The 23,473-nt window shown below is 50.9% G+C and carries 24 protein-coding genes; 9 read left to right on the top strand and 15 right to left on the bottom strand.

What is annotated here, in order from left to right:
• Positions 1-129: 129 nt before the first annotated feature.
• The 8 genes from ACYVIY_RS22835 to ACYVIY_RS22800 form a co-directional block, all read right to left on the bottom strand.
• Positions 130-732: a MarR family winged helix-turn-helix transcriptional regulator gene (locus ACYVIY_RS22835; RefSeq protein WP_460978731.1), complete on the bottom strand. Its 603-nt coding sequence runs from the start codon at positions 730-732 to the stop codon at positions 130-132.
• 260 nt (positions 733-992) lie between these two features.
• Entirely contained in the window at positions 993-1,235 is a 243-nt protein-coding gene (locus ACYVIY_RS22830) for a hexameric tyrosine-coordinated heme protein (protein ID WP_460978730.1), read from the bottom strand.
• Between the two features lie 27 nt (positions 1,236-1,262).
• A complete protein-coding gene (locus tag ACYVIY_RS22825) occupies positions 1,263-2,027 on the bottom strand; it encodes a hypothetical protein (protein WP_460978728.1) in 765 nt (254 codons plus the stop codon).
• A 73-nt stretch (positions 2,028-2,100) separates the two neighbouring features.
• A complete protein-coding gene (locus tag ACYVIY_RS22820; RefSeq protein WP_460978726.1) occupies positions 2,101-2,361 on the bottom strand; it encodes a DUF2024 family protein in 261 nt (86 codons plus the stop codon).
• Positions 2,362-2,383: 22 nt separating this feature from the next.
• Positions 2,384-2,971 carry a protoglobin domain-containing protein gene (locus ACYVIY_RS22815; RefSeq protein ID WP_460978725.1) on the bottom strand — a complete coding sequence of 196 codons (588 nt, stop codon included), beginning with the start codon at positions 2,969-2,971 and terminating at the stop codon, positions 2,384-2,386.
• Positions 2,972-3,530: 559 nt separating this feature from the next.
• A complete protein-coding gene (locus ACYVIY_RS22810; RefSeq protein ID WP_460978724.1) occupies positions 3,531-4,763 on the bottom strand; it encodes a PQQ-dependent sugar dehydrogenase in 1,233 nt (410 codons plus the stop codon).
• 232 nt (positions 4,764-4,995) lie between these two features.
• The gene (locus ACYVIY_RS22805) at positions 4,996-5,364 is read right to left on the bottom strand and encodes a hypothetical protein (RefSeq protein ID WP_460978722.1); all 369 of its coding nucleotides are present in this window, start codon (positions 5,362-5,364) and stop codon (positions 4,996-4,998) included.
• Positions 5,365-5,412: 48 nt separating this feature from the next.
• On the bottom strand, positions 5,413-5,934 hold the full coding sequence (locus ACYVIY_RS22800; RefSeq protein ID WP_460978721.1) for a DUF3592 domain-containing protein: 522 nt from the start codon (positions 5,932-5,934) through the stop codon (positions 5,413-5,415).
• Between the two features lie 254 nt (positions 5,935-6,188).
• Here ACYVIY_RS22800 and ACYVIY_RS22795 point away from each other — a divergent pair, with 254 nt between their 5' ends.
• The 3 genes from ACYVIY_RS22795 to ACYVIY_RS22785 all read left to right on the top strand — a co-directional run bounded on the left by ACYVIY_RS22795 (position 6,189) and on the right by ACYVIY_RS22785 (position 7,817).
• Positions 6,189-6,827, top strand: coding sequence for a Crp/Fnr family transcriptional regulator (locus ACYVIY_RS22795; RefSeq protein ID WP_460978720.1), 639 nt, complete (start codon positions 6,189-6,191; stop codon positions 6,825-6,827).
• 92 nt (positions 6,828-6,919) lie between these two features.
• Complete coding sequence (locus ACYVIY_RS22790) at positions 6,920-7,288, top strand: nuclear transport factor 2 family protein (protein ID WP_460978719.1); 369 nt, start codon at positions 6,920-6,922, stop codon at positions 7,286-7,288.
• A gap of 37 nt (positions 7,289-7,325) precedes the next feature.
• A complete protein-coding gene (locus tag ACYVIY_RS22785) occupies positions 7,326-7,817 on the top strand; it encodes a DoxX family protein (RefSeq protein ID WP_460978718.1) in 492 nt (163 codons plus the stop codon).
• Positions 7,818-7,904: 87 nt separating this feature from the next.
• Here ACYVIY_RS22785 and ACYVIY_RS22780 read toward each other — a convergent pair whose 3' ends face one another.
• Positions 7,905-8,459: a DinB family protein gene (locus ACYVIY_RS22780; RefSeq protein ID WP_460978717.1), complete on the bottom strand. Its 555-nt coding sequence runs from the start codon at positions 8,457-8,459 to the stop codon at positions 7,905-7,907.
• A gap of 287 nt (positions 8,460-8,746) precedes the next feature.
• Entirely contained in the window at positions 8,747-9,082 is a 336-nt protein-coding gene (locus ACYVIY_RS22775; protein ID WP_460978716.1) for a YtxH domain-containing protein, read from the bottom strand.
• A gap of 488 nt (positions 9,083-9,570) precedes the next feature.
• Here ACYVIY_RS22775 and ACYVIY_RS22770 point away from each other — a divergent pair, with 488 nt between their 5' ends.
• Positions 9,571-9,999, top strand: a complete 429-nt coding sequence (locus tag ACYVIY_RS22770) for a YsnF/AvaK domain-containing protein (protein ID WP_460978715.1) — start codon at positions 9,571-9,573, stop codon at positions 9,997-9,999.
• Between the two features lie 53 nt (positions 10,000-10,052).
• Positions 10,053-11,027: a YsnF/AvaK domain-containing protein gene (locus ACYVIY_RS22765; protein WP_460978714.1), complete on the top strand. Its 975-nt coding sequence runs from the start codon at positions 10,053-10,055 to the stop codon at positions 11,025-11,027.
• 152 nt (positions 11,028-11,179) lie between these two features.
• Here the strand turns inward: ACYVIY_RS22765 and glmM are convergent, their stop codons facing one another.
• The 3 genes from glmM to ACYVIY_RS22750 all read right to left on the bottom strand — a co-directional run bounded on the left by glmM (position 11,180) and on the right by ACYVIY_RS22750 (position 14,354).
• A complete protein-coding gene (glmM, locus tag ACYVIY_RS22760) occupies positions 11,180-12,580 on the bottom strand; it encodes a phosphoglucosamine mutase (protein WP_460978713.1) in 1,401 nt (466 codons plus the stop codon).
• 135 nt (positions 12,581-12,715) lie between these two features.
• Positions 12,716-13,546, bottom strand: a complete 831-nt coding sequence (locus tag ACYVIY_RS22755; RefSeq protein ID WP_460978712.1) for a transglutaminase family protein — start codon at positions 13,544-13,546, stop codon at positions 12,716-12,718.
• A gap of 70 nt (positions 13,547-13,616) precedes the next feature.
• Positions 13,617-14,354 (bottom strand): peptidase, encoded by a 738-nt coding sequence (locus ACYVIY_RS22750; protein WP_460978711.1) that lies wholly within the window; start codon positions 14,352-14,354, stop codon positions 13,617-13,619.
• 465 nt (positions 14,355-14,819) lie between these two features.
• Here ACYVIY_RS22750 and ACYVIY_RS22745 point away from each other — a divergent pair, with 465 nt between their 5' ends.
• Both ACYVIY_RS22745 and ACYVIY_RS22740 read left to right on the top strand, forming a co-directional pair.
• On the top strand, positions 14,820-15,311 hold the full coding sequence (locus tag ACYVIY_RS22745; protein WP_460978710.1) for a hypothetical protein: 492 nt from the start codon (positions 14,820-14,822) through the stop codon (positions 15,309-15,311).
• Positions 15,312-15,606: 295 nt separating this feature from the next.
• Entirely contained in the window at positions 15,607-17,862 is a 2,256-nt protein-coding gene (locus tag ACYVIY_RS22740; RefSeq protein ID WP_460978709.1) for a hypothetical protein, read from the top strand.
• 96 nt (positions 17,863-17,958) lie between these two features.
• On the opposite strand, the gene ACYVIY_RS22735 is transcribed toward ACYVIY_RS22740, so the two are convergent.
• Both ACYVIY_RS22735 and ACYVIY_RS22730 read right to left on the bottom strand, forming a co-directional pair.
• Positions 17,959-19,533: an OmpP1/FadL family transporter gene (locus tag ACYVIY_RS22735; protein WP_460978708.1), complete on the bottom strand. Its 1,575-nt coding sequence runs from the start codon at positions 19,531-19,533 to the stop codon at positions 17,959-17,961.
• 141 nt (positions 19,534-19,674) lie between these two features.
• On the bottom strand, positions 19,675-20,988 hold the full coding sequence (locus tag ACYVIY_RS22730; protein WP_460978707.1) for a hypothetical protein: 1,314 nt from the start codon (positions 20,986-20,988) through the stop codon (positions 19,675-19,677).
• Positions 20,989-21,255: 267 nt separating this feature from the next.
• Here ACYVIY_RS22730 and proS point away from each other — a divergent pair, with 267 nt between their 5' ends.
• Together proS and ACYVIY_RS22720 are read left to right on the top strand one after the other, a co-directional pair.
• Entirely contained in the window at positions 21,256-22,728 is a 1,473-nt protein-coding gene (gene proS, locus ACYVIY_RS22725) for a proline--tRNA ligase (RefSeq protein WP_460978706.1), read from the top strand.
• An 85-nt stretch (positions 22,729-22,813) separates the two neighbouring features.
• Positions 22,814-23,446: a thioredoxin family protein gene (locus ACYVIY_RS22720; RefSeq protein ID WP_460978705.1), complete on the top strand. Its 633-nt coding sequence runs from the start codon at positions 22,814-22,816 to the stop codon at positions 23,444-23,446.
• The last annotated feature ends 27 nt before the right edge of the window (positions 23,447-23,473 follow it).

Raw genomic sequence — 23,473 nt, 5'->3', positions numbered from 1 at the left:
TGAATAGCCGTCGGTTGATGGATTGGCGGAAACGATTGATAAGTAGGGCTAATGTGATCATTGAAGATTCGATCAGCTCAGAAGCTATACTTCTGCACTATTCGTTGGCCTAGATTGAATATAGGCTCTTCATAAAGCAGCATGTTCAGGGCAGTCCAGACGAAGCAGGTCCGCTTCCAGGGGTATTTTCAGCAAGCCACAGTAATGAATCTGCCCATCAAACTGGTAGTGCAGACAAGTCTTGCACATTCGCTGCACTGTAATCAGACCGCGTTGGTGCAGCCCGTAAATAAGCGTAAACAAGCTTTCATAAAGCATTGTCTTATGCTCACCATTTAGCTGCCCTACCAACTGGCTTAAAAGGTTGGCGAAACCACTCGTCTGATCGACAATTTGTTGTCCTGCTGGGGTTAACTGTAAACTGTGGCTGCGGCTATCGAGAGGATCGACGATTCGAGCGACCAGCTCTTTCTGAGCCAGCACCTTAACGGCATCACTGATGGTCGGCTTGGTTAGGTTGAACTCAGCGGCCAAATACCCAATTTTGCATTTCACCGGGTCATGAAAGGCCAGGAAAAGAAGTATTTGAATCTGAATTGGACTTAGGCCGGTTTCGCGGCTTTGTTGCCAGAGCAATGTTCGGAACACTTCTCCCAGTCGTTCCAGACCCGCCACAATCTTGGCATCAACCGAGCTGTTTTGTCGGCCTAAGTCAAATACAGAGTCATCCATTTAGCAATCGCAAGTTTCGCAGTAAGGCGCGTAGCCTTCGTAATCTGGCGCAAATTCCCCTTCAGCACTAACCAGCTTGGGCAAGGGGATTTGATCCCCCGTTGAGAGAACAACCATCGGGTCATTGCCCTCCGTACTTAAGCTTACAACGAGCGCATTCAGGGTAATTAACTCGTGAAGCTCGGTAAAATATTGGACTTTTACATAGCTTCGCCTTCTTACCAAGTCATTCAAATAAGTGCGATACGCAGTTGAGTCGTTCATCTCGATTGCCAATAGTTATTTGCTGCTGCAATAGTCGCGAACTCGGTGGCGACGGTCTGTCCAATGGCAATCAGCATCATCGCGTCATTGGCATACACGTCTCGGAGTTGAATCCGTTTCTGCTCATCGGGCTGGGTTGCTTTAATGATGAGCCGGGCCATTTTGATAGCTAGTTGCCGACCTTCCTCTGGGGTGGGCGTCAGCAGGCTGTTGTTAGGAATCAGGGTGATCGTGTCCATAACAAAACGAGAGGATAATAGAGTGAGTCATTTTTTTGCGGTGACCGTATACGGTAGGGTTAACTTACCCGATAGCACAGTATACACTGCATATACCCCAAGCGTAGGTTTGGTCGCCGATATTTCGTGATTGGCGTGATCGCCCCCCATGTTCATTTCCATATAACAGCTTACCGCATCAAACTTGAAGTTCTTCTGGTTGTTAACCCGATAAGCCGGAACACCCATCCGAATGACGTTACCCTGCGTCACTACATTGTAGCCCGGCGAATCAAAATACATCGGCACACCCGGCGCGGTTTTGGGCAGCGTAACAGCCTTATCTTCTTTTTTGAATTCCTTAACGCTCAAGCCACCCAGCACCCGGCTGTCTTTGGTCAACACAACCCAGTGCGGGTGCCAGACTACACCGTCGTTGTCGAAAATACCGTCGTTGTTCTCGTCCCAAAGCGGAGTGTCGTCCATATCGGGATGAGATGTAAGCCCCATCGCCACAATACCTTCGGTACTGGAAAAGCCCACATCGGTCGGTTTGAGCGTCGTTGGAAATACGTAGGCCAGCACGGGCGCCCCGTTCATGCTGCCTACACCTTTGGGTACAGTGCGACCGGCAGTACCTTCCACTTTCATCTCGAAAATAAGCATATCCAGCGTGTTGTCGTAGGCAATACTGGCCGATTTGATGTTAAAATCGGCATTGTTATACGCTGTAGCTGGCTTGTGAGTCTGAGCCGTTACCCCTGAAGTAGTCAGCACAAGCGCGAACAGCGCGGTTTTAAATGATCTATACATGGAATGAGTTGATTAGAAAATTGAAACTTGTCGACCAGGAAAAACTGGTAAGAGCACTAGTGATGACGAACGTTCAGCATCCCTGCATTTCAATGATGTGAAAGCCCTGACTGGCAATACTTGCCTGCATCATCTCGGTAGCCTCTTCGATGTGACAGAAGCGGCACTCTTTGGCGGTCAGCGGTTGTCCAACCTGACCTTTCGTTGCCAGGTAAGCTTGCCCGTACTCATGGATCGTTGCCTGGCTGGTTACTGTAGATGGCACTAGGATATCGAAGTGCATGACCGCCCCGTCGGTGCGGGTAACGTAGGTATCATAAACGGAAACTTGCATGATTTGAGGGAGTTAGAGATTATTAAAATTCTTCGAGATGCACGTAGGGATGGCTCCACAGCACGGCCGTGAGCGTAACGGCTTTGAACCAAGCAGCATGCATACCCGCTACGGTATCGGCATCATGCCCTTTAGCTGCCAGAAAATCCTTCATGGTAATTGTCAGTGGGACGATGAAGGCCAGGATGTAACGCAGATGAATGATAGGCCCGGCCTTAGCGTCATCTGTCTGATTTTTCTTGATCGAATGATGACGAAGGGCGATCTCCTGCTGATAGGCCAGCCAATCTTCGTCGTAAGAACGAGTGCAGGTGTCTATAATCCACTGACCAAACCGCTTCCGAACGGCTGCGAGATAGTGTGCGTCGGGCTGACCTTGCTGGCCAAAGTAACGTAGTAGGTGCGGGTGGCTACCTACGAAGCCATACCAGACATCCAAGATAGCCTCGGTCTGATCGGCCAATACGTCACTAGCTAGCCTCAACAGACGCTCGTCTTCATCAGTAAACAAGACGGTTTGTTTCAATAAGGCCAGCTCCTCAATTGAGATTGGGGAGCTAAGGGGCTGCTGCCCGTAGATATACCCTGGTATTATGTTTTGATCGCTCATGATAGAAACAGTTGAAATCCGACACAAATATAATTAGGAATCCTAACTATCATTAAATGAGTATATCTTCTTTATCAATATAGTATCGACAAAATCTATCAAACGCTACAATTAGAGGGAAGTATTCTTCGGAATATAGACGACTTCTTCCATCTCATCTGTGTTTAGAGAAGAAAAGTCTAACCCATTGAATCGTTGGCTCACTAATCGTTCACAGTTCGATGTTTGTGATTACCGACGAACTGATTACAGGTAAAGAAAGCTGAAGAAGTCGGTGTTACATTCAACAGGGTGTGCAAAAACTGATGAGCCAGTCGGTTATCATCCAGATGAGGTGTAATTTGTTACAGGTGAGCGATCACTGAATGAAAACAAGGTTCAGGAAGTATTGAACAAGCAACTAATCTTAATAAATTGACCGGCCACGGTGCTCAAAAACTTTGTCTTTTGAGCACCGTGGCCGGTCAATTAGAAGTTGATTAAAACGCCCGACATGGATCGAAACGTTTTGGCGCCTGACAAACAGAGTAAGCACCAGAAATACTATACCTTACGACAACTACTTTTTGAAGACGCGATACAACCGGCCCTGATCGGTAACAGCGTAGATCGCACCATCCTTGCCCTGCGTTACGTCTCTGAACCGCTGGTAATCACCCACCATCAGTCGCTCTTCGCCAACTACTTTATTGTTCTCGATGACCAGCCGGGCGATGTGCATCCCGCTTAGGGAGCCAATAAAGAGATTGTTTTTCCACTCTGGAATGGCATCACTGGTGTAGAAGGTCATGCCGCTGGGCGACACAACCGGGTCCCAATAATAAACCGGCTGTTCAAGCCCTTCTTTCTGCTGTATGCCTTCGCCTACTTTTTCACCGCTGTATTCAATGCCATACGTAATGGTAGGCCAGCCATAGTTCTTTCCGGGTTTTACCAGATTCAGTTCATCGCCACCTCGTGGGCCGAATTCAGCCTCCCACAGATCGCCCGTTACCGGATGAAGAGCCAGGCTCTGTACGTTCCGGTGGCCGTACGAATACAACTCAGGTCTGGCATCGGCCTGCCCCGCAAATGGATTACCCGAAGCGGGTTTACCGTCTTTGGTAATGCGAATTACTTTACCCAATCCCGAATTAATGGACTGGGCTTGCGGACGGGTTACTTTGTCGGAGCGCTCACCCGTACTGATCAGCAGATTGCCCGATGGGTCGATCAGGATTCGGCCGCCGTAATGCAGGGTGCCTTTGTAAGCCGGAGTAGCTCGATAAATGACCGTTGCGCCTTCGATCTTGGTTTCATCGGCCGATAATTTCCCCTTCGCTACGGCTGTCAGATTTCCCTCGGGTAGGGGCTCGGAGAATACCCAGTATACCATGCGATTTGTCGCAAAATCAGGATCAACCCGGACGCCTAACAGTCCGCCCTGACCAGCCGAGTTGACCTTAGGCAGGCCCGTAATTGGCCCGCTTATCTTACCAGCCGGGGTGGCGATGCGCATCGTTCCTTCTTTCTCGGTAATGAGCAGCCGACCATCGGGCAGGCTGGTAATGCCCCACGGACTTTTTAGGGCTTCTGACAAGACCTTGCCTTCGTAAGGTGTAGCCGATTTGATACCGGCGATCCGTGTCTGGCCAGTAAATGCGGGTTTATAGGCTGAATTGGGCTCTTTAGTCTCCACGGGCGGCAGATTCGCCGTCTGAGCAGACGCTGCTGTATTGGTAGACGCACTTTGACCACAGGCTGTTAACGCCAGTGAGCTGCCCGCCAGAATGAATAAAAATTTGTTTGCCATAACTACTTCAGTGATTTGATAATAAACGCAGATTCAGGTTGGCTTTTACTGCACCAACAAACTTACAAAGTATACGACCATAAACGGATAATTTATTGTGTTCAACTCTGTTTGGCCGTAGAAGAATTTAAACGGAAACGTTTCTGCATCTGATGGATACGTACTGCACAAAAAAAGCACTGGTCGGCTGATATATCAGCCGACCAGTTGGTACGGAAATTCTAAGTCAGGACTATTGCAGGCGTTCGGTCAGTTCCTGGTGCAGGGCGGTTAAATACGGCTCACGCTGGGAGGGACTTCCATTGGTCAGATTAACTGCTTCGTCAAGCGTCTGGAGCACATCGGTTCGGCCGAGGAGTTCGAGTAAGGCTTCGGCGCAGTTGCAGCGGATAAGATACGCTACATCGTCGCGAAGCAGCACCCGGAATAGAGTCCATCCGGCTTGGGACAAGGTCGCCCGACTGACCAGTGCAGACCAGATCATGTTGTACCGGCCGTATTGGCCTCGTTCAATCTGGTCAATCAGGTTTTCAACCGATAACGTATCGTACGCGTCAGACTCCTGTTGGGCCGCGTTTTCGTAATGTTCTTGCCAGGACATGGTATAGGTGGGTTTGTTGATGCCAGTTCAGTAATTATTTACTGTGGATTAAGGCTGTATGTGAAGAAAGGTTAACGCCATTGAAGCCAGCGAGAACGAAATACCCAGCGACGTCAGCACCAGTGGCACCAGCCAGATCGACATAAACTCGTCTATCTCGGCACCCTGCGGATCATCGGCAACGTAACGCACGCCCACCTGCTGGCCGATGGCGTGACTGGGTTTCGACGATCCTACCGAAGAGGTAAAGGAAACCGACTGTCCCATCTGCGTCTGGTATCGAACGATGGGGTAATGCACCGTATAGTATCGATTATCGTCGCGATCGAAGCTATCGACCGACTCTTTGTAGGCGTAATCGATTACCTCTCCGGTGGTACGTATCGAATTGACCAGCCACTTGCGGGTTTTTTGGTAGCTAAATAAGCCACCTCCCAGCGTATTTAAGCCAACAAAGCCAAACACCACTCCCAGAATCACTGGCGTTGTGGGCGGAAGCGAACCCGTTACAAATCCGTATGTCCCGGCAATTAGAAGCAGAGAGTCTATGAGTAAGCAAAATCGAAGCATAGCTATAAATAATTTTGTACCAGGTTTATTCATCGGCCATTGCCATACGGCTTATCTGGAAACGACTCAAAACTAGGACCTACAGGCAGGGCACCGCAAAGATTATGAAGTGAACAGTAGCCAGAAGAATACCAACGGCGCAGAACGTTTCATGAGTCGGAACGAAGACAATATAAGCCTGCTGATTCGGCCAATCGGTGTTGCGACAATGTGTAAGCAGGACTGATACGTAGCGTACGAAAAATTAAAAACGAGTGCTAACTTTAAACACCGTTCATGATCCGGTTTTATCGAATTTCTTGCCCGCTATGCACTACGCCATTCTTGCTCACGTAAGCCAGTTTATTGACCTTACGCCCGACGAGGCAACTACGTTTACGTCCCTGCTACGGTATAAGCTCCTGCGGAAACGTCAGTACCTGGTCCAGGCGGGTGATGTCTGCCGATACGACTCGTTTGTGGTGAAGGGCTGTCTGCGTACGTATTTTGTCGATGAGCGAGCCAATGAGCACGTCGTGCAGTTTGCCGTTGAAAACTGGTGGACAGGCGATTTGTACAGTTTTCTAACCCAATCGCCTGCCGCTTACAATACCGATGCGCTCGAAGATGCGGAACTTCTACAAATCGATCATGCATCGCTCGAAACGTTGTATGAGCGCGTTCCTAAGTTCGAGCGGTTCTTCCGGATTCTCACGCAGCGAGCCTTCGTAGCCGCTGAGCAGCGGGTTATTGCGACCATCAGCCAAACAGCCGAAGAACGGTACCGGCACTTTCTGGACCGGTATCCGGGGCTTGACCAACGCGTACCGCAGCATTTAATCGCTTCCTACCTAGGCTTTACGCCGGAGTTCTTGAGCCGAATCCGTCGGCAGATGACCAACCGAAAATCTTGAACTAGATCAATATGATTTCCTAAACCAGGTCAAGGCACCCAACCTGGTGGGCACCGTAGTTTTGTGTTGTCAACTAATTGATAAACAACACCATGGAAAAACTATTGACCACCATCAATGCCCTGAACCGGCTTGTGCTCGAGGGCCAGGCTATGGAAGCCTTCGAACGCTATTACGACGATGAGGTCGTGATGCAGGAAAATGCCCTGCCACCCACTGTGGGTAAAGCTGCAAACCGCCAGCGCGAACAGAATTTCTTCGCCAGCATCACCGACTTACGTACCCTCCGCGTGCTCGACGTAGCCGCCGGAGACAACGTAACGATGGTTGTTTGGCAGTATGATTACACGCACAAAGAGTGGGGACGTAAAGACTACACGCAGGTGTCGGTGCAGCACTGGCGCGACGGCAAGATTGTGCGCGAACAGTTTTTCTATGATCCAGTACCCGCGCAAAACTAACCAACTCTGTTCCTTGAACCGTAAACGACAAAAAACAATGTTACAACGACTCATATACACCAACAATAGCTCCGCAGGAATCTTACTTCGCGTACCGCTCGGTGTTGTCATGCTTTATCATGGTCTGCAAAAGACCGCCGGCTGGTTTAGCGGTTATGGCTTCAGCGGCACTATGCAGTTCTTTACCGAAACCATGCACCTGCCCTGGATCATTGGATTTCTAACAATTGTGATTGAAACCCTGGGGGCCGTAGGCTTACTGATTGGCTTTTTAGGCCGACTGAATGCGCTGGGAACCTTTGCTGTTATGCTCGGGGCCATGCTGACTACCCACCTGCCGTTCGGCTTTTCGATGAACTGGTTCGGCAATCAGTCGGGGGAGGGTTATGAGATGGATCTGCTTATTTTCGGCATGAGTCTGGCCCTGATACGTATCGGTAGCGGACGGTATTCCATAGATCGACTGCTGACAAAAACCGGTCGGGTCAACCCGAAACGCACTCATTCGGACGCGGTAGCAACGTATTGATTAGATAGGCGTACTAACTAAGCGGGCGTTACGTATTGACAGCTAGATCAATACGTAACGCCCGCTCGTCTGTGTTCAACCAATGGACTAGAACAGTTTCTCATTCGGGGGTTTGATCCCCTTCATCCGGATGTAGATGGTCGTTTGGCCACGGTGGTGCGTTTGGTGCTCAAACTCTTTAGCAAACGCCGTTTCGCGCGTCATATCCCGTCCGAATACTTTCACGCTCTCGGCAAGTTGGGCGTCGGTCATCGCTTTCAAGGCGTCGATAGTAAAATCGTAGCTTTCCAAGACGACTTTGGTTAGCGCGGCTTTCGTTTTGAACTCGTCCAGCTTTTCGAGGTTTTTGCCCTGATACGGGTTGGCTTTGCCGCTAGCTGCGGAAGCAAAGTTAAAGTTCCCGTTGGCCAGATGAAGCATCTGCTCCGCGAAGCTGCGGATCTCGGCGGTGGGTTTATAGCCTACTCCATCTTCGGGCATAGCATCCAGATACTCTTTGGTGTATTCTTTTGCCCGCTGCCACTCGGCCACCATCTGCGAAACGGTAACGGTAGATGGTTTTTTTGCGGCTTGTCCGGTGAGGTGACTGAACGACAGCAGAACGGCTGTCAGAAGCAGACCAAGGGTTGTTTTGATTGACATGGTAGGAGTTGTTTTTCGATTTGTCTGCTAAAGTAAACAAATCACCCGCACCAAACTCCAATTAGTTTACCAACCTTCGACAAACGCTCGGTTGCGGATGGTTGGGGCTAGGCAGTACGTGTAGACCAAAAACAAAAGCCGGAACAGTAGCTCCGGCTTTTGTCGTGTTGCGTCTTAATTGGCGCTGATTCTTCAATAACGTTGAGTGAGATCGTAAGCTGACCCTGTCCAACTGGGATAGGGGTATTTTTTAGAGTGTTGAGTAAATCAGAAAGCACTTGTTTGAATTAGAACGCACCATCGGTATGGTAAACGCCTGATTCTACGGGATCATTGTTCGTGTTAGTATTGTTGGTCTTGGCTCCGTTTGCCGCTTGTTGAGCCTGATCTTTAAACTGATTGACTTTCTCCTGCGCCTGGCCAACGTATTGGTTAACCTGACTTTTCACTTGCTCATACCCGTCTTTCACCTGGGCTACGTTTTTGTTCCATTGATCCTGAAGATCTTTCGAGCGCTTGTTAGCCTCGTCCGTTAACTTGTCGCGTGTTTCTTTACCACTTCTTGGGGCTGTCAAGTAGCCGACTGCTAAGCCTGCTAGAATGCCTGTCACGAAACCTCTCATAGTTGTAAGCGTTTTAGTTAGTTCTGAGAACGCTATCAGTTGAGTCAAAACCATGCCAGTTTAACTATTGATACGTAAGTAGCTGAATATCAAACATATTGTTTTTAGATGGAAACTTATAGTTGGCAAAAAATCTGGGCAATCCTGAGTATTTATCTCTACAATTACTCCCCAGTTACCTAACTAATAAATGTCTGAGTAATGGGTCGTAAAGATTAAACCGTTAGTCAAACATCAATAACTCAATTCAGGATAAGGGCTATTAATGTGATTTACTCTAGCACCAACTCAATCCTAAAGTTCACGAGAATATAATATTCCAAGGAATTTATAGTGGCATGCCTATATCGGGGAAATAGACTACTTAATATGTAGAATAAATTATACAATGCGGGGCTAATAAAACAGCTAATGTACAGACAATCAGCAGTTGGACCAGTATTTGATCAATCCGGCAGCAACAGCATGAACTGATCCCAACACTACGTATGAACTTGACCTCACAATTTTCGGAACAGGAAGAGCCCCATGGACAGCCGCAACATCAGGCTCAGCAAGTAGTCACTCCCGTTTTCGAAGAGCAGGTCGATATCGGTAAACGTATTGTTGAGACCGGTCAGGTAACGATTATAAAGAAGGTGCATGAAAAACAGCAGGAAGTTGAATTACCTGTTGTGCACGAGAACGTTCGCGTTGAACGAGTACCTATAAACCAGTATGTCGCTTGGGCCCCCGCTGTTCGACAAGAAGGCGAGACGATGATTATTCCGGTTATCCAGGAGGTATTGGTAACGGAGAAGCGGTTGCTACTAGTTGAAGAGGTACACGTAACCAGAGAGCGAACGGAGGAACGCGACATCCGGCAAGTGACGCTTCGTCAGGAAGAAGTTCACATTGAACGGACGTCGAATCCCTGAATGCAATTACCAGTGTAGAGTAACTATTTATCAAACTAACAAACCACAAGACAATGGCACAACAAACAGTAATCGGCGTATTTGACAGCGCAGCAGAAGCGCAACGGGCGGTGGACCAATTGGTTAGCAATGGTTTCTCACGCGATAATATTGATCTGTCAGCTCAGACTACTTCAGATTACAATGATAGCTCCACTTACAGTGATAGCTCGACGCGGCTCGATCGCGATGAGGATCATAATAGTGGAATTGGCGGTTTTTTTAGTTCATTATTTGGTGGGGATGACGACGATAATACCCGGAAATATACAAGTGTGGCCGAACGGGGTTCGATTGTAACGGTTCATGCGCAGTCGGAGGATGAGGCTGAACGGGCCGCTGACTTGCTTGATGAGTACGGTGCTGTTGATATCGACGAACGGGCAAACCAGTACAGTACGTCATCCTACGATACTACCTCGTCGTACGATAGCACTTCGTCGTACAATGATACTACGACTGGCTATACAGCAGGTAACGTAGCAGACACAACGGATTACGTTGATACGACTGACACAACGAATCGTCTGGCCGACACGGGCAGTGATCAGACCATTAAAGTAATACAGGAAAACCTGGAAGTAGGCAAACGCGAAGTTGAACGCGGTGGCGTTCGGGTACGGAGCCGGATTATCGAACGGCCCGTGGAAGAAAGCCTGCGGTTACGCGAAGAGCGGGTACGTATTCAGCGGACACCCGTAAACCGTCCGGCAACCGCGGCTGATCTGGATGCGTTCCAGGAAGGCCAAATCCAGGTAACCGAACATGCCGAAGTACCCGTAGTCTCGAAAACGGCCAACGTCGTTGAAGAAATTTCGGTCGGCAAAGAAGTAAATGAGCGTGTAGAAACTGTTCGCGATACGGTTCGCAACACGGATGTAGAAGTCGAGAATATCGGCACTACCGACCAAACGTTAGGAACGAACCGCACTACGCTCGATGACGACGATCTGACCGATAATACCAATACGTCGTACACAAATCGGTAAGCAGCCACAGGCTAACACACAGTAATGAAGAAGGGCAACGTATTAGTACGTTGCCCTTCTTTTATTAATTGAAATTCTCTTTTTCGGCAGCATTTGCTAAGTAGAGTTATCACTGTCCTCAGCGCATTTCATTACGTTCGATCCTGAACAAGCTAACGCTTCTCCGAGATTACTTCCCGAATATCGTTGATAATTTTTCCGGCAAGATGGTCGGCAGTTGCCAGCGTATCCGATTCCGAATAAATTCGGATAATCGGTTCTGTGTTGGATTTACGCAGGTGGACCCACTCTTTGTCAAACTCGATCTTGAGGCCGTCGATGGTGTTGATGGGGTTGCGGGCGTATTTCGTTTGAATACGATGCAGCACCGCGTCGACATCAATATCAGGCGTTAACTCAATCTTATTCTTCGATATATAATAGTTCGGGTAGGTCCGGCGCAGCATAGATGCCGACTTGCCGAACTTAGCCAGATGGCTGAGGAACAGGGCGATACCTACCAGCGCATCACGTCCGTAATGCAATTCTGGATAGATGATGCCGCCATTGCCTTCACCCCCAATGGTGGCCTGCTGCTCCTTCATCATCTCGACAACGTTGACCTCGCCGACTGCCGACGCAAAGTGCTGTCCGCCGTACTTCTTCGTTACGTCGCGTAGGGCAACCGTACTCGACATATTTGAGACGGTATTCCCACCAGCCGAGCTGTTTTTCAGAACGTAATCAGCCACGGCTACAAGTGTGTATTCTTCGCCAAAGGGTGAGCCATCCTCACAGATCAGCGCCAGCCGATCGACATCGGGATCGACAACAACACCCAGGTCGAAGCCGCCTTTTTCAATCTCTTTGATGATGTCGCGCAGGTTCTCCGGCAAAGGCTCGGGGTTATGCGCAAAGTTTCCGGTCGGTTCACAGTGTAGCTTGGTGATCTGCTCAACCCCTAGTGCTTCCAGCAGCATGGGCACCGCCAGACCGCCCGATGAGTTGACCGCATCGACCACAATCCGGAAGTTCCGGGCGGCAATCGCGTCCCGATCTACCAGCGGCAGCGCCAAAATCAGGTCAATATGTTTCTGAAGCCAGGTCGTGTCCGTTTGGTATTTCCCCAGCTTACGTACCTCGGCAAACTCGTAGGAATCGGCTTCGGCAATCGCCAGTACTTCGGCACCATCCTCGGCGGTAATAAACTCTCCCGATTCGTTAAGCAGTTTGAGGGCGTTCCATTGAATGGGGTTGTGGCTGGCGGTCAGAATGATGCCTCCGGCGGCCCCTTCGCCCGGCACGGCCAACTCAACCGTAGGCGTAGTCGATAAACCCAGGTCAATTACATGCAGGCCGAGGCCCTGTAACGTAGCGGCCACCAACTTTGACACCATCTCGCCTGACAGTCGGCCGTCGCGCCCGATGACCACCGTATGGCGGTCCGGATTGCGTTGGCGAAGCCATTGCCCAAAAGCAGCCGAAAACTTTACTACATCCAAAGGCGTCAGCCCGTTTCCACTGCGCCCCCCAATTGTACCTCGAATTCCGGAAATAGACTTAATTAATGCCACGTGATGGGTCAGGTAAGTATTCTGATAAGTTTACAAATATAGTCGTCAGTACTGAGTCAATCGGTCTTATCTCGACAAAAAAGATAGACCAATCTTTACGCCAGGACCTGATTTTGCTAAGCGTAGTGGAACAGGTCAGATGAACACCAGCTCCGAGCGGAGGGTTGAGCTGGCCTTTCCCTGAAAGGTGCCGCTGATCGGGGCGGCTAACTCGGGCTTCGCTGTTGAGGTCAGAAAAATGTGGCGGTTCACCACAACCGACCCCTCCGTCGGGTCGAAGCCGCGCCAGCCCGCGCCGGGCAGGTAAACTTCGGCCCAGGCGTGGAGCTGATGCTCATGCTGCGGATTGCCGAACAGGTAGCCGCTCACAAACCGCGACGCCATGCCTAAACTACGACAGGCCGCCATAAACAGGGTTGTATAGTCCCGGCACGATCCTTTCCGTAACGTGAGCGTCTGTTCAGGGAGAAGCGGAGCCCCCTCTTCCCGAATTTCGTACACGAACTGCTGAATGGCCCGATTCAGCGCCATCAGAAAACCCGTCGTTTGCCAGCCAGCCGAAGCTGCCAGCTGCCGCGCCCAGCTTTCGACCTGATCCGATACGCCAACCCGCTGGAGATAAGGCTGAAGCAGATCTTCCACTGATTTCGGGTAGCGGAACGGCACGCGTTCGGTTTCAAAGGGGAATAACACGAAATCGAACGAATTGAACTCGTCGGACTGAAGCTGCATTTCGGCCGTTACGCGCAAGTGGCGGGTTGGTTGATTGAAATAAACCAGCTGCTGTACGTTGCCCTCTACGTCGATGTTCCGGACAATGTGCGAGGGCGTGGGGTCGATCGTTAACTGATAGGCCAGCAACCGCTGATACGGGTACATCCGCGGGTAGAGGTAAAGTGTTTGCGGACCCAGCGCGACGGGGCTGTCGTACGTGTATTCGGAATCGTGCCGAACGTGAAGATGCATAGCGATAGAATCTTGAATCGGACCCGCCCCCACACAGGCGGGCTGAACAAGCTGGCTCATTCGGCCTGCCTCAATGGTTTACAGCCCGTACCTTTTCGAAGATCGGGTCCATCCAGTACGTGGGCAGCTTACGTACCGAGTTACTCAGCAACGCACTCCACTGATGCGAAACCTCGTCCATATCGTCTTTTTCGAGTCGATATTCGGTCATATGGAAACTGTCTTTAGGGTAAATCACTACGTCCAGCGGATAATCGACGTCGTTGGCGCTGACCCGCGTTGCATCGAAGGCCAGAAATCCAATCTTAAGCGCTTCCTGTAAGCTGGTTTCGTACGACAGGTTCCGGAACAGTAAGGGTTTTCCATAGCCCGAGTTACCGATGATCTTAAACGGAGAGCCATGCTCGACTTCTACCCAGTTGCCTTCCGGGTACAGCATAAACAGTTTGTGCTCGTCATCGTCTTCCAGTTGCCCACCCACAATGGCGTTGAGGTTAAAGCTCAGCCCACTCGCTACAATCGACTCTTTATCTTCTTTGGCAACCCGTTTTACCTGTTCGCCGAAGGCATTGACCGCTTTGTAGAGCTTGTTAAAGGAACGGTCTTGTTCGAGCAGTACTTCCCGGAAATACGTAATGGCTTTGTCACGCACGGAGCGTAACCCTGAGGTCATAATAAACAGAGAATGATTCTCAACTTCGTGAACCGAAATCTTACGGTTCGACGACACTTCAGTGCCGGATGTAAGCCGCGTGTCGGCAATAGCAACTAAGCCCGACGCAACTTTAATTCCTAAACAATACGTCATTCGAAACAGTGGGAAGCAGGTTGTATGCTCAACAAATATACAGGTTGCCCTTAGTTTTGTATGAGTTGCCGCACTGTTTTCTTGAAAAATGGCGATGGAACTTGTTACGTGTCTAGCCGGAGCCGATGGTACTCATCAGGTTAAATAAGCCGAATCAGGTCAATCTTGAGTCGCCATAAGACACCCTTGAAATACTCACGATCCGTTTAACTGTCTAAGGTCGGGGCTCGTTTAGAGTTTCGGAAAGGCTATGCTATTTCAATAATTGAAGCGGAAACTCTTGCCCACGACGTCGGCCTGTAGCCACTCTACTAGGAAGCAAAACGCCCATGCCGATGAATCGATTGGTAGCCGCACAATCAGATTTGTCAGATCAGGAGATTTCGGTTATATGGGTTTGTTTTTGGGAAAGGTTTCTGTTACTTTGTCTGGTAGAAAGTAGTCAAACCCCTTTCCCGTTTTACGATGAACTTTGACGACGAGGACGACGATAGCTTTATGGATTGGGACGGTTTCGACGAAGACTATGATCCGGAAGAAGCCCGCGCCGAAATGGAAGCAGAAAATCGGCGGATCAAAAACCTGCCGGTTTTGCGTAAGGCGAATGAGATCATGGAATTGACTCAGGCCATTGTCGAAACGATCAATAAGGAAGATGACGTGCTCATGATGCATGAGCAGATGCTGGCTAATGCCATGATGCTGGCACCGAAGATTGTTGGGGCCGAAGGTGGGGATCTGTACACACTGCGTATGGAGAATGCGGTCATTATAAAGATGCACGCCCGTGAACTGCTCGCGCAGACCTCGTACTGTAAAGCCGAAAAGTTAGCCACTCCCGCTTATCTGAACGTGCTGCGCGATGAAATTGAGCAGTTTCGGTTGTTGTTTGTTGACTGGGTGAACAGCTTCGATAAAGACAACGACGCACCCGATGACTGGGGGCTTTTTTACTAATAAAGCCCAAGTTAGTCCAACCGCTCATGCTGTCCGTTTCTCTCCGCTCCTGGGCGGCCGGGCAATACAACACTAATCCGATAGTTTAGAGCTGCATTCTTACGGGCCAGCCGATGCGCTGTCTGTTGGTCGTATTTTATACCTATTGCCGCAAATACCAGCTAATTATCACTGCACTTTTCTGGCTTGAAGAGCTCTTTAAGAGGGAAAACGCCGAAAAGTAAATAAATCGTGATAGGCTGGTACGGAGTTATGTATCTTGAAGGGCTATTTTCGCTTATCTACTCCGCCCTCTATGGAAAACTGTTTACAGTTTCTTTCTCGGTTTTTAGTCATCTCCTTAGTTATCCTATTCGGTAGTTTCTGGTCGGGTCCGGCGCTCGCGCAGGGAAATCTGGTTGTAACCGCTACCCAAACGGCCGTTTGTGCGGGTACGAGTATCACCCTGACTGCTGCTGGCTGCCCGACTACCGGGATGGTGCGCTGGTCGACGGCACAGGCAGGAAACCCGATTGTGGTTGCGCCGATGCAAACTACGACGTATACGGCGGCTTGCGTGACCAGTACCACGGCCGCAACAGGCACGGCCGTAACAAGTACAACCCTGGCAACGGGTACGGTTACGATAGAGGTGAGCCGGGCCATTATTGTATCACCCATTAGTACGTCTGCCAGTTGTAATGGGAGTAGTGATGGACTGGTTGCCATACAGGCGACCGGGGGCTTCGGTACGTTACAATATCAATTTAATGGGCTGCCCTTTAGCAGCGAAAGTGGGTATGGAAATCTCAAGGCGGGTACGTACCCGATTGCCGTAAGAGACGGGCGCGGGTGCACGGTGCAAACGAACGTCGAAGTGAAGCAGCCGCCATCCCTGTCGCTTGCCGTTACGGTTGTTGGTACCAAATGCGTAAATGGAACCGATGGGGGAGTAATAGCGGTGGCCTCCGGCGGAAACGGCAATTATCAATACCTCCTCGACTTCGGTACCCCACAGCGCAGTGGTACGTTCATCAACTTAAAGGCAAACACGACGTATCAACTTTCAGTAGCTGATCAGCGGGATTGTCTGCTAACGGTTCCTATATCCGTGACGGCCCCGAATCCATTTGATATCAAGCTCGATGCTAAACCAACGCTCTGCGCTGGCTCGGTAGATGGGGGGATTACAGTTGCCGTTACGGGCGGAACGGCGCCGTATCAGTATCAGCTCGGCACCAGTGCGTTTCAAACGGGAGTACTGTTTACGGGCTTATCAGCCAGTACCTACGATATTACAGTTCGGGATGCTAACGGCTGTCAGGGGAAAAAAGCAGTGGCTGTTCCGGAGCCTGCTGCCTTACGGCTCACGGCGGTTGCCGGGTTGGTTAACTGCTTTGGGCCCAATAGCGGCTCAATCACCGTGACCCCGGCCGGAGGAACGGGAGCCATGACATATCAGTTAACGACCACGCGCGTTCCGCAGGCCAGCAACGTGTTCACCGGCTTAGCGGCTGGTGATTATACCGTAGTTGGTAACGACGCGAATGGATGCACAAGCCTGCTTCCGGTCAGGATTGGCGTTGCCGAACCGCTGAAACTTCGGGCGACCGCTATTCCTGCTTCCTGCTGCGTGTGTCCGACGGGAGCGGTTCAACTGGTCAGCACGGGCGGGTCGGGCACCAATCGTCAATATCAACTCATCGGCCAGGCGTATCAGGCCAACAGTCAAATCAATGGACTTCGACCGAATTCGTATCGGTTCCGCGTTACGGACGAAGTGGGTTGTACGGACTCGATCGCGGCCGTCGTTACCGATGCGGCCTCGCTGACGCTTTCCGTTGGTGCTATCAAGAACGTATCGTGTACCGGTGGTAGCAATGGGGAGGCAACCGTACAGGTGGCTGGAGGAGCCAAACCGTTTACGTATTACTGGCTGACCGAACGAACCGATACACTCAAAGCCCGCACTGCTACGCAAACGAGTTTGGTGGAAGGTACGTATACCGTTAGTGTGCTGGACAGCAACCGGTGCACAACCGCCACGGCATTTGTTACAATAAAAGCGGATAATCCGTCACCGTTCAAACCGGTGATCAGCCAGTCGAACAATACATTGGTTGTGAACCAGACGGCCGGTATTCAGTGGTACGTACAAACTGGAAGTGACCCGGCGAAACCCGTTGCGAACGGTAACCAGCCTGTACTGATTCCCTTTGAAAGCGGTCAGTATTACGCCACAATCACCGTGAATGGGTGCCCATCGCCCCCGTCCGATCCGATTAGTTTCATCCTGACCGCGTTGAATGAACCAGGCGATGGCTTAGCCATTCGTGTTGTGCCTAACCCCATTGTGAGTCGTCTACGCGTGGAAATCGAGCAGTCTGAGCGGTCGGCCGTTGCTATTCAATTACTTGATCTATCAGGGCGGCCGGTTTGGCAGGGGCAGATACCGGCATTCACAGGTAAGAAACAAGCTGAATGGCCGCTAACGACGATGCCATCGGGCCAGTATTTATTAAGAGCCGAAGCGGGCAGACGACAGTCGGTACTCCGCGTATTGGTTGAGTAAAGAAGTCAGGGCTTGCCGACGCTCATGAGTGTCGGCAGTGTTTATAACCAAAAAGAGGGCTCTAAAAGCCCTCTTTTTGGTTAGTTTTCATACTGGTTAAAAGAACGTACCAATCGAAAGTGTTACGTTGGTCCGCTGCGCCTTCGTCAACACGGTCGGTGTATCGGACGGATTTGGAAGTTCATACGGCGCTAAACCGGTTGTAAACGTGTAATAGCTGCCCGATAAATCTGCAAAGAAGCGTTCGTTTCGGATGCCTAGCCCGCCCGTAATAAGCACTTTGTCCCGGTCATTAGGCGTCACCCGATATAAGTTCAGCTTGTAAGCGGTAGGCAGGTAACCCGCTCCGGCGCGGATACGTACCAGACCTGCCCGAATCTCGGTTCCCGCTCTGAAATTGACTACGCTCTGGTACCGGTCCTGAACGGCTAGCCGAACATCATTGCGGAAGTCAGTATTCCCCTGCGAGTCGAAATCCGTCGTGCGAACGCGCATCCCGCCGTAACCCGCATACTCGGCCGTAGCCGTTATCAGGCCGATACGGCCTTTACCCAGGAAATACGTAACGCCCCCCGACGCTCTGAACGGAGAGGTCAGCGAGTAGTTGAACGTTGGCTCCGGAGAGATGGCTATATTATTGATACCGTTCGTTTGAAAGGCAGGTGCAATGGCTCGAGCCGATAACGTCTGGCTGTAATCTTCGCGAACCCCGTACCAGGATGGCGACTGTGCAGTAACACCAATCTGAAGGCTCGGATCGAGTTTGTAAATGATGCCAAGCGATAGATTGATACCATTACCGGTTACGTCGAGTCGACTGTTGCGCGAGTAATTGTCAAATGCCCCACCACCAATTACGTATTCACGTAACGTGTAATCAGAACTGTACCGGATACGCGTCAGCGACAACGAACCGCCAATGTAAAGCTTGTCGTCGAGGTTACCCGCGTATGCAATCGACCATTGCGACTGCGCTCCCGTTCGAGTCAACGTCGCGCGTTGATTGAGTGGCAAATTCGGTGAATTATCAGGTCGAGTGTAAGGTAACCCAGCCGTGCCATTAGCAAGTTCAGTCGGATTAATCAGAAATAACTGATACGCGGCACCAGCGCCCGTAGCGGCTGAATTTGTACTCGGATCGTATTCCAGATCGAGGTCAGCGGGATTTACGTTGTTCGAGTTTACATCGTTCAGATACGCCTGCGTAAATGACGAGTTATTATTCCGATTGATCCCCGTTGCATCGACCAGCTCGTTGAAGTTTAGCGACTGCGAATAGGAAATACCCAGCGTAGACCGACGCCAGCGACGACTTCCGTTGCTGTTATTGCCCGCTAGAACCAGGCTGAACTGTCCGACGTTGACGTTGTTTTTTGTTCCGATTGTCGAGCCCCCTAAGTAATTACTCTCGTTTCGGTTGATGTTGAACGACGGACTGACACTGACTTCGGAGCGGTTATAGAATCCCAATCCGGCTGGATTACCGAAGATGGTGCTGGCATCGCCACCCAATGAAGCATGGTTACCACCCATACCCCGAAACCGCGCCGTTCCGGAAATGACCTGATCGGAATACCGGAAGGCATCATCCGCGTAATCAACGGCAGGCCCCTGCGCGTAAACGGCCTGTGTGAGTAGCGTGATGCTCGTTATAAAACAGAATTTTTTCATGGTATTTAATGTGTCTGTGGCGTCTGATGCCACTATGACAAAACGGATTGATGAACGTTTAATCGTACCCAATCAATGAAACGAAAAATCCCGCCATTTGTCATCAATGGCGGGATTTTATTTTGTAACCTGACTCAGCAACTAGCGTGGCCCACGTGAGCCGCCACCTCCACTGGAGGCTCCTCCGCCACCGCCACCACTTGGGGCACTGTAGCTGGGCGCGCTATAGCTACGGCTTGGTGCGCTATAGCTCGGCTGCGACTGTTGATAGCTCGGCTGGCTGTAACCCCGGCTCTGCTGTTGATAGCTTGGTTGCGACGACTGATAGCTCGGCTGAGCGTTGTAGCCACCCCGGCTACCGCTGCCGTACGTACCGCCACCACCGCTCTGGCGGGGACGAGCGTAATAATCGCTGTTAGACGACGAGCTACCGCTGCTGTTATAGGACGGAGCCGAAGGCGTATTGTTAAACGACCCAGCGCGGCCACCGCTGCTGCGGGTAGCACCATTGTCGTAATAATAGTTACCACCATTACCACTCCGGCGAGGCCGTGCGTAGTAATCGCCCGCTGCGGTTGCATTGCCCGTCGAGCTCGAACCGGTGTTATACCGACGACCTCCGTTTGGATCGTTGGTCGTACGCGGACCGTTCACAAAAGCGTCGTTGTAACGGCCAGCCGAGCGGTCGTAGCGCGAATTGTACGTTCTGCGGTATGGATCAGCACCCGTCACAATCACGTTGTTTACGTATACCGGCCGACCACCACCGTAATACCCACCCCCGTAAAAGGGCGAATAGAAGGAGTTGTAGAATCCGCCACCGTACGCATAGGGACTGTAGAACGGATCGTAAAATCCGCCACCGTAGCCAAACGGACTGTAAGCATACGACCCACCGTAAAACGGTGAATAAAACGGACTGCCAAAGCCGAAATTGAAGCTGTTGTAGCCGTAGCCAAAGGCGCTCATGCCCAGACCAAGTCCGAGTCCATTGTAAAATCCGGTGTTGTTAAAGCCCCAGCGATTCCAGCTATAGGCGGAGGTCATGGCCGAGTTGTAGCCATTCACAAAGCCTGAATTGTAAGCGTTCGTTCCGTTGTCGTTCCAGCCTGGATCGGGCGACAGGCCACGGTTCAATTTCCGGGCGCTCAGTTCGGTGTAGTACTCATCCATATTAGAATTGTACCCCTGCTGTTCGTCGTTGTATTCAGGATTGGCGTAGCGTGAAGACGACCGCTGTTGCTGACGGTCAAAGCGTTGCTGCTGGCGCGAAGGACGTTCAGCCACTGACGAAGGATCCGATGAGTTGCTGGCATACACCACCGCATTGGAGGAGTTACCGTACAAATCATCGACTTCGCCCGTATTCTGAGCGGTCTGACGGCTGGAGGAACAGCTCCAGAAACCCATCAGCGCGGCCAGCGTTAGGTAGCGATATAGTCGTTGTGTATTCATTTGGCAAGGGGAATTTTCGTATAGTAAGCGCATTGAACCACCCTTCTTAGTCCATAACGCAGGGCCGGGCGGATTGATTACAAAAATAGGAGAAAAACCTATCTTTGCAAGTCTTCAACCTGTTAGATTCTAATTTGTTCATAAAGGTTTAATCCGTTCTTAAAAAAGTTTTTCGTCGTCAGAAATAGCCATTTCGCGTCACAACGTTGCTGATGAACAACGAGTGATGAGTTAATGACAAAAAGGACTACGAATAACCATTACCGTATGGCTAAAGCGATTCCGTCCCGTAGTGAAAACTACTCCGAGTGGTATAATGAGTTAATCAAAAAGGCTGACTTGGCTGAGAATTCAGCCGTTCGTGGCTGTATGGTGATCAAGCCGTATGGCTTCTCCATCTGGGAGAAAATGCAGCGGGCTTTAGACGATATGTTTAAAGAAACCGGCCACACGAACGCCTACTTTCCGCTGTTTATTCCTAAGTCGTTCCTGAGTAAAGAAGCGTCGCACGTCGAAGGGTTTGCGAAAGAATGCGCCGTTGTTACGCATTACCGGCTGAAAAACGCCGAGGATGGGTCGGGCGTCATCGTCGATCCAGAGGCTAAGCTCGAAGAAGAACTTATTGTTCGGCCGACATCAGAAACGGTCATCTGGAGTACCTATAAAAACTGGATTCAGTCGTACCGCGATCTTCCTTTGCTCATTAACCAGTGGGCAAACGTAGTACGTTGGGAAATGCGCACGCGGATCTTCCTGCGTACCGCCGAATTCCTCTGGCAGGAAGGGCACACCGCCCACGCCACGGCCGACGAAGCCATGGCCGAAACGCGTCAGATGCTCGATGTGTATGCTCAGTTTGCCGAAGAATGGATGGCCGTGCCGGTGATCAAAGGCCATAAAACGCCGAACGAACGCTTTGCCGGTGCCGATGATACGTTGTGCATTGAGGCTATGATGCAGGACGGAAAAGCCTTACAGGCGGGTACGTCACACTTCCTGGGCCAGAACTTTGCCAAAGCGTTTGATGTGCAGTTCCTGAACAAGCAGAACCAGCTCGACTACGTATGGGGTACGTCCTGGGGGGTATCGACCCGTCTGATGGGTGCCCTGATTATGGCCCACTCCGACGATGATGGACTGGTGCTGCCCCCAAAATTGGCTCCCATCCAGGTCGTTATTGTACCCATCTACCGGAATGATGAGCAGCTGGAGGCTTTGTCGGCGAAGATAAAGCCCTTGATTCAGGAGCTACGCAAAGCTGGGGTTTCGGTGAAGTACGACGATTCCGACGCCAACAAACCCGGCTGGAAGTTTGCCGAATACGAGTTACGGGGTGTACCCGTCCGGCTGGCGATGGGCGGACGTGACCTGGAAAACGGTACGGTCGAGATTGCACGGCGCGATCTGAAGACGAAAGAAACGGTACCCTTCGACGGGCTTACCGAGCGAATCAAAGCGTTGCTGGACGATATTCAGCAGACGATTTACAACAAGGCTAAAGCGTTTCGGCAGGAGAATACCTATAAGGTCGATACGTTCGAGCAGTTTCAGGAGCAGATCGAAAAAGGCGGATTTCTGCTGGCACACTGGGATGGTACGTCCGAAACCGAAGAGGCCATTAAAGAAGCGACCAAAGCCACAATCCGGTGTATTCCGTTCGATCAGGAGCCTGAAGAAGGCGTTGATGTCTTTTCCGGGAAGCCTTCGAAAGGACGCGTAGTATTTGCGCGGGCGTACTAACATCCGAACGAGTGAAACAGGGTTACATCAGGCACAGGATTGTTTTTTGAGCGATTTCTGTTGCTGGTGTAACTCTGTTTAATTTATGATTACTGCATCACCCCTGATTACGCCTGATTTGATTGCCTCGGCGATGACGTACGAGCAATACGTTCAACTATCAACAGATCGCTACGCCAATGGCCTGAGCACCTCCGACGATCCGCATTACAACACGCCCGAAATTTTGGGCTATACCAAACTCAACTTGCACCGCATGAGCCGACTGAGCAAGCTGACGGTCGTTCGGCCGGAGCTACAGCAGGCGCTGGCGCAGGTAACGGAGCCCTGGACCTGGCTGGTATTGACCGAGTCGTGGTGTGGCGATGCGGCCCAGATCATACCCGTACTGGATCGTATTGCTGAGACGTCGCCTAATATTACCTTCCGGTTGTTGCTGCGCGACCAGAACCCCGATTTGATGAACGCCTACCTTACTAACGGCGGCCGGTCGATTCCCAAACTGATCTGTCTGCACTCGGAAACCCTGACCGAAGTAGGCACCTGGGGGCCGCGCCCGGCGGGCTTGCAGGCACAGATGAACGAGTGGCGCTCCGAGAAACTCTCCCTGGACGAAGCCGTTGAGCGGGCCCAGCGCTGGTACAATGCCGATCAGACTCAGTCTACCCAGGCTGAACTTTTGGCCGCCGTAACGAGTTGGTCAAAAATTAGCGTGTAGTCCCGTTATCGCCGGAAGTTCCGGTAT

This window comes from Spirosoma knui (genome assembly GCF_054780635.1).
The sequence above is the reverse complement of the archived record's forward strand: the minus strand, read 5'-3'. Positions and strand labels throughout refer to the sequence as shown.

What these genes read in the sequence shown, in the direction of transcription:
- ACYVIY_RS22835 (WP_460978731.1), bottom strand. Translation starts at nt 732, where the DNA reads ATGGATGACTCTGTATTTGACTTAGGCCGACAAAACAGCTCGGTTGAT.
- ACYVIY_RS22830 (WP_460978730.1), bottom strand. Translation starts at nt 1,235, where the DNA reads ATGGACACGATCACCCTGATTCCTAACAACAGCCTGCTGACGCCCACC.
- ACYVIY_RS22825 (WP_460978728.1), bottom strand. Translation starts at nt 2,027, where the DNA reads ATGTATAGATCATTTAAAACCGCGCTGTTCGCGCTTGTGCTGACTACT.
- ACYVIY_RS22820 (WP_460978726.1), bottom strand. Translation starts at nt 2,361, where the DNA reads ATGCAAGTTTCCGTTTATGATACCTACGTTACCCGCACCGACGGGGCG.
- ACYVIY_RS22815 (WP_460978725.1), bottom strand. Translation starts at nt 2,971, where the DNA reads ATGAGCGATCAAAACATAATACCAGGGTATATCTACGGGCAGCAGCCC.
- ACYVIY_RS22810 (WP_460978724.1), bottom strand. Translation starts at nt 4,763, where the DNA reads ATGGCAAACAAATTTTTATTCATTCTGGCGGGCAGCTCACTGGCGTTA.
- ACYVIY_RS22805 (WP_460978722.1), bottom strand. Translation starts at nt 5,364, where the DNA reads ATGTCCTGGCAAGAACATTACGAAAACGCGGCCCAACAGGAGTCTGAC.
- ACYVIY_RS22800 (WP_460978721.1), bottom strand. Translation starts at nt 5,934, where the DNA reads ATGCTTCGATTTTGCTTACTCATAGACTCTCTGCTTCTAATTGCCGGG.
- ACYVIY_RS22790 (WP_460978719.1), top strand. Translation starts at nt 6,920, where the DNA reads ATGGAAAAACTATTGACCACCATCAATGCCCTGAACCGGCTTGTGCTC.
- ACYVIY_RS22785 (WP_460978718.1), top strand. Translation starts at nt 7,326, where the DNA reads ATGTTACAACGACTCATATACACCAACAATAGCTCCGCAGGAATCTTA.
- ACYVIY_RS22780 (WP_460978717.1), bottom strand. Translation starts at nt 8,459, where the DNA reads ATGTCAATCAAAACAACCCTTGGTCTGCTTCTGACAGCCGTTCTGCTG.
- ACYVIY_RS22775 (WP_460978716.1), bottom strand. Translation starts at nt 9,082, where the DNA reads ATGAGAGGTTTCGTGACAGGCATTCTAGCAGGCTTAGCAGTCGGCTAC.
- ACYVIY_RS22770 (WP_460978715.1), top strand. Translation starts at nt 9,571, where the DNA reads ATGAACTTGACCTCACAATTTTCGGAACAGGAAGAGCCCCATGGACAG.
- ACYVIY_RS22765 (WP_460978714.1), top strand. Translation starts at nt 10,053, where the DNA reads ATGGCACAACAAACAGTAATCGGCGTATTTGACAGCGCAGCAGAAGCG.
- ACYVIY_RS22755 (WP_460978712.1), bottom strand. Translation starts at nt 13,546, where the DNA reads ATGCATCTTCACGTTCGGCACGATTCCGAATACACGTACGACAGCCCC.
- ACYVIY_RS22750 (WP_460978711.1), bottom strand. Translation starts at nt 14,354, where the DNA reads ATGACGTATTGTTTAGGAATTAAAGTTGCGTCGGGCTTAGTTGCTATT.
- ACYVIY_RS22745 (WP_460978710.1), top strand. Translation starts at nt 14,820, where the DNA reads ATGAACTTTGACGACGAGGACGACGATAGCTTTATGGATTGGGACGGT.
- ACYVIY_RS22740 (WP_460978709.1), top strand. Translation starts at nt 15,607, where the DNA reads ATGGAAAACTGTTTACAGTTTCTTTCTCGGTTTTTAGTCATCTCCTTA.
- ACYVIY_RS22735 (WP_460978708.1), bottom strand. Translation starts at nt 19,533, where the DNA reads ATGAAAAAATTCTGTTTTATAACGAGCATCACGCTACTCACACAGGCC.
- ACYVIY_RS22730 (WP_460978707.1), bottom strand. Translation starts at nt 20,988, where the DNA reads ATGAATACACAACGACTATATCGCTACCTAACGCTGGCCGCGCTGATG.
- proS (WP_460978706.1), top strand. Translation starts at nt 21,256, where the DNA reads ATGGCTAAAGCGATTCCGTCCCGTAGTGAAAACTACTCCGAGTGGTAT.
- ACYVIY_RS22720 (WP_460978705.1), top strand. Translation starts at nt 22,814, where the DNA reads ATGATTACTGCATCACCCCTGATTACGCCTGATTTGATTGCCTCGGCG.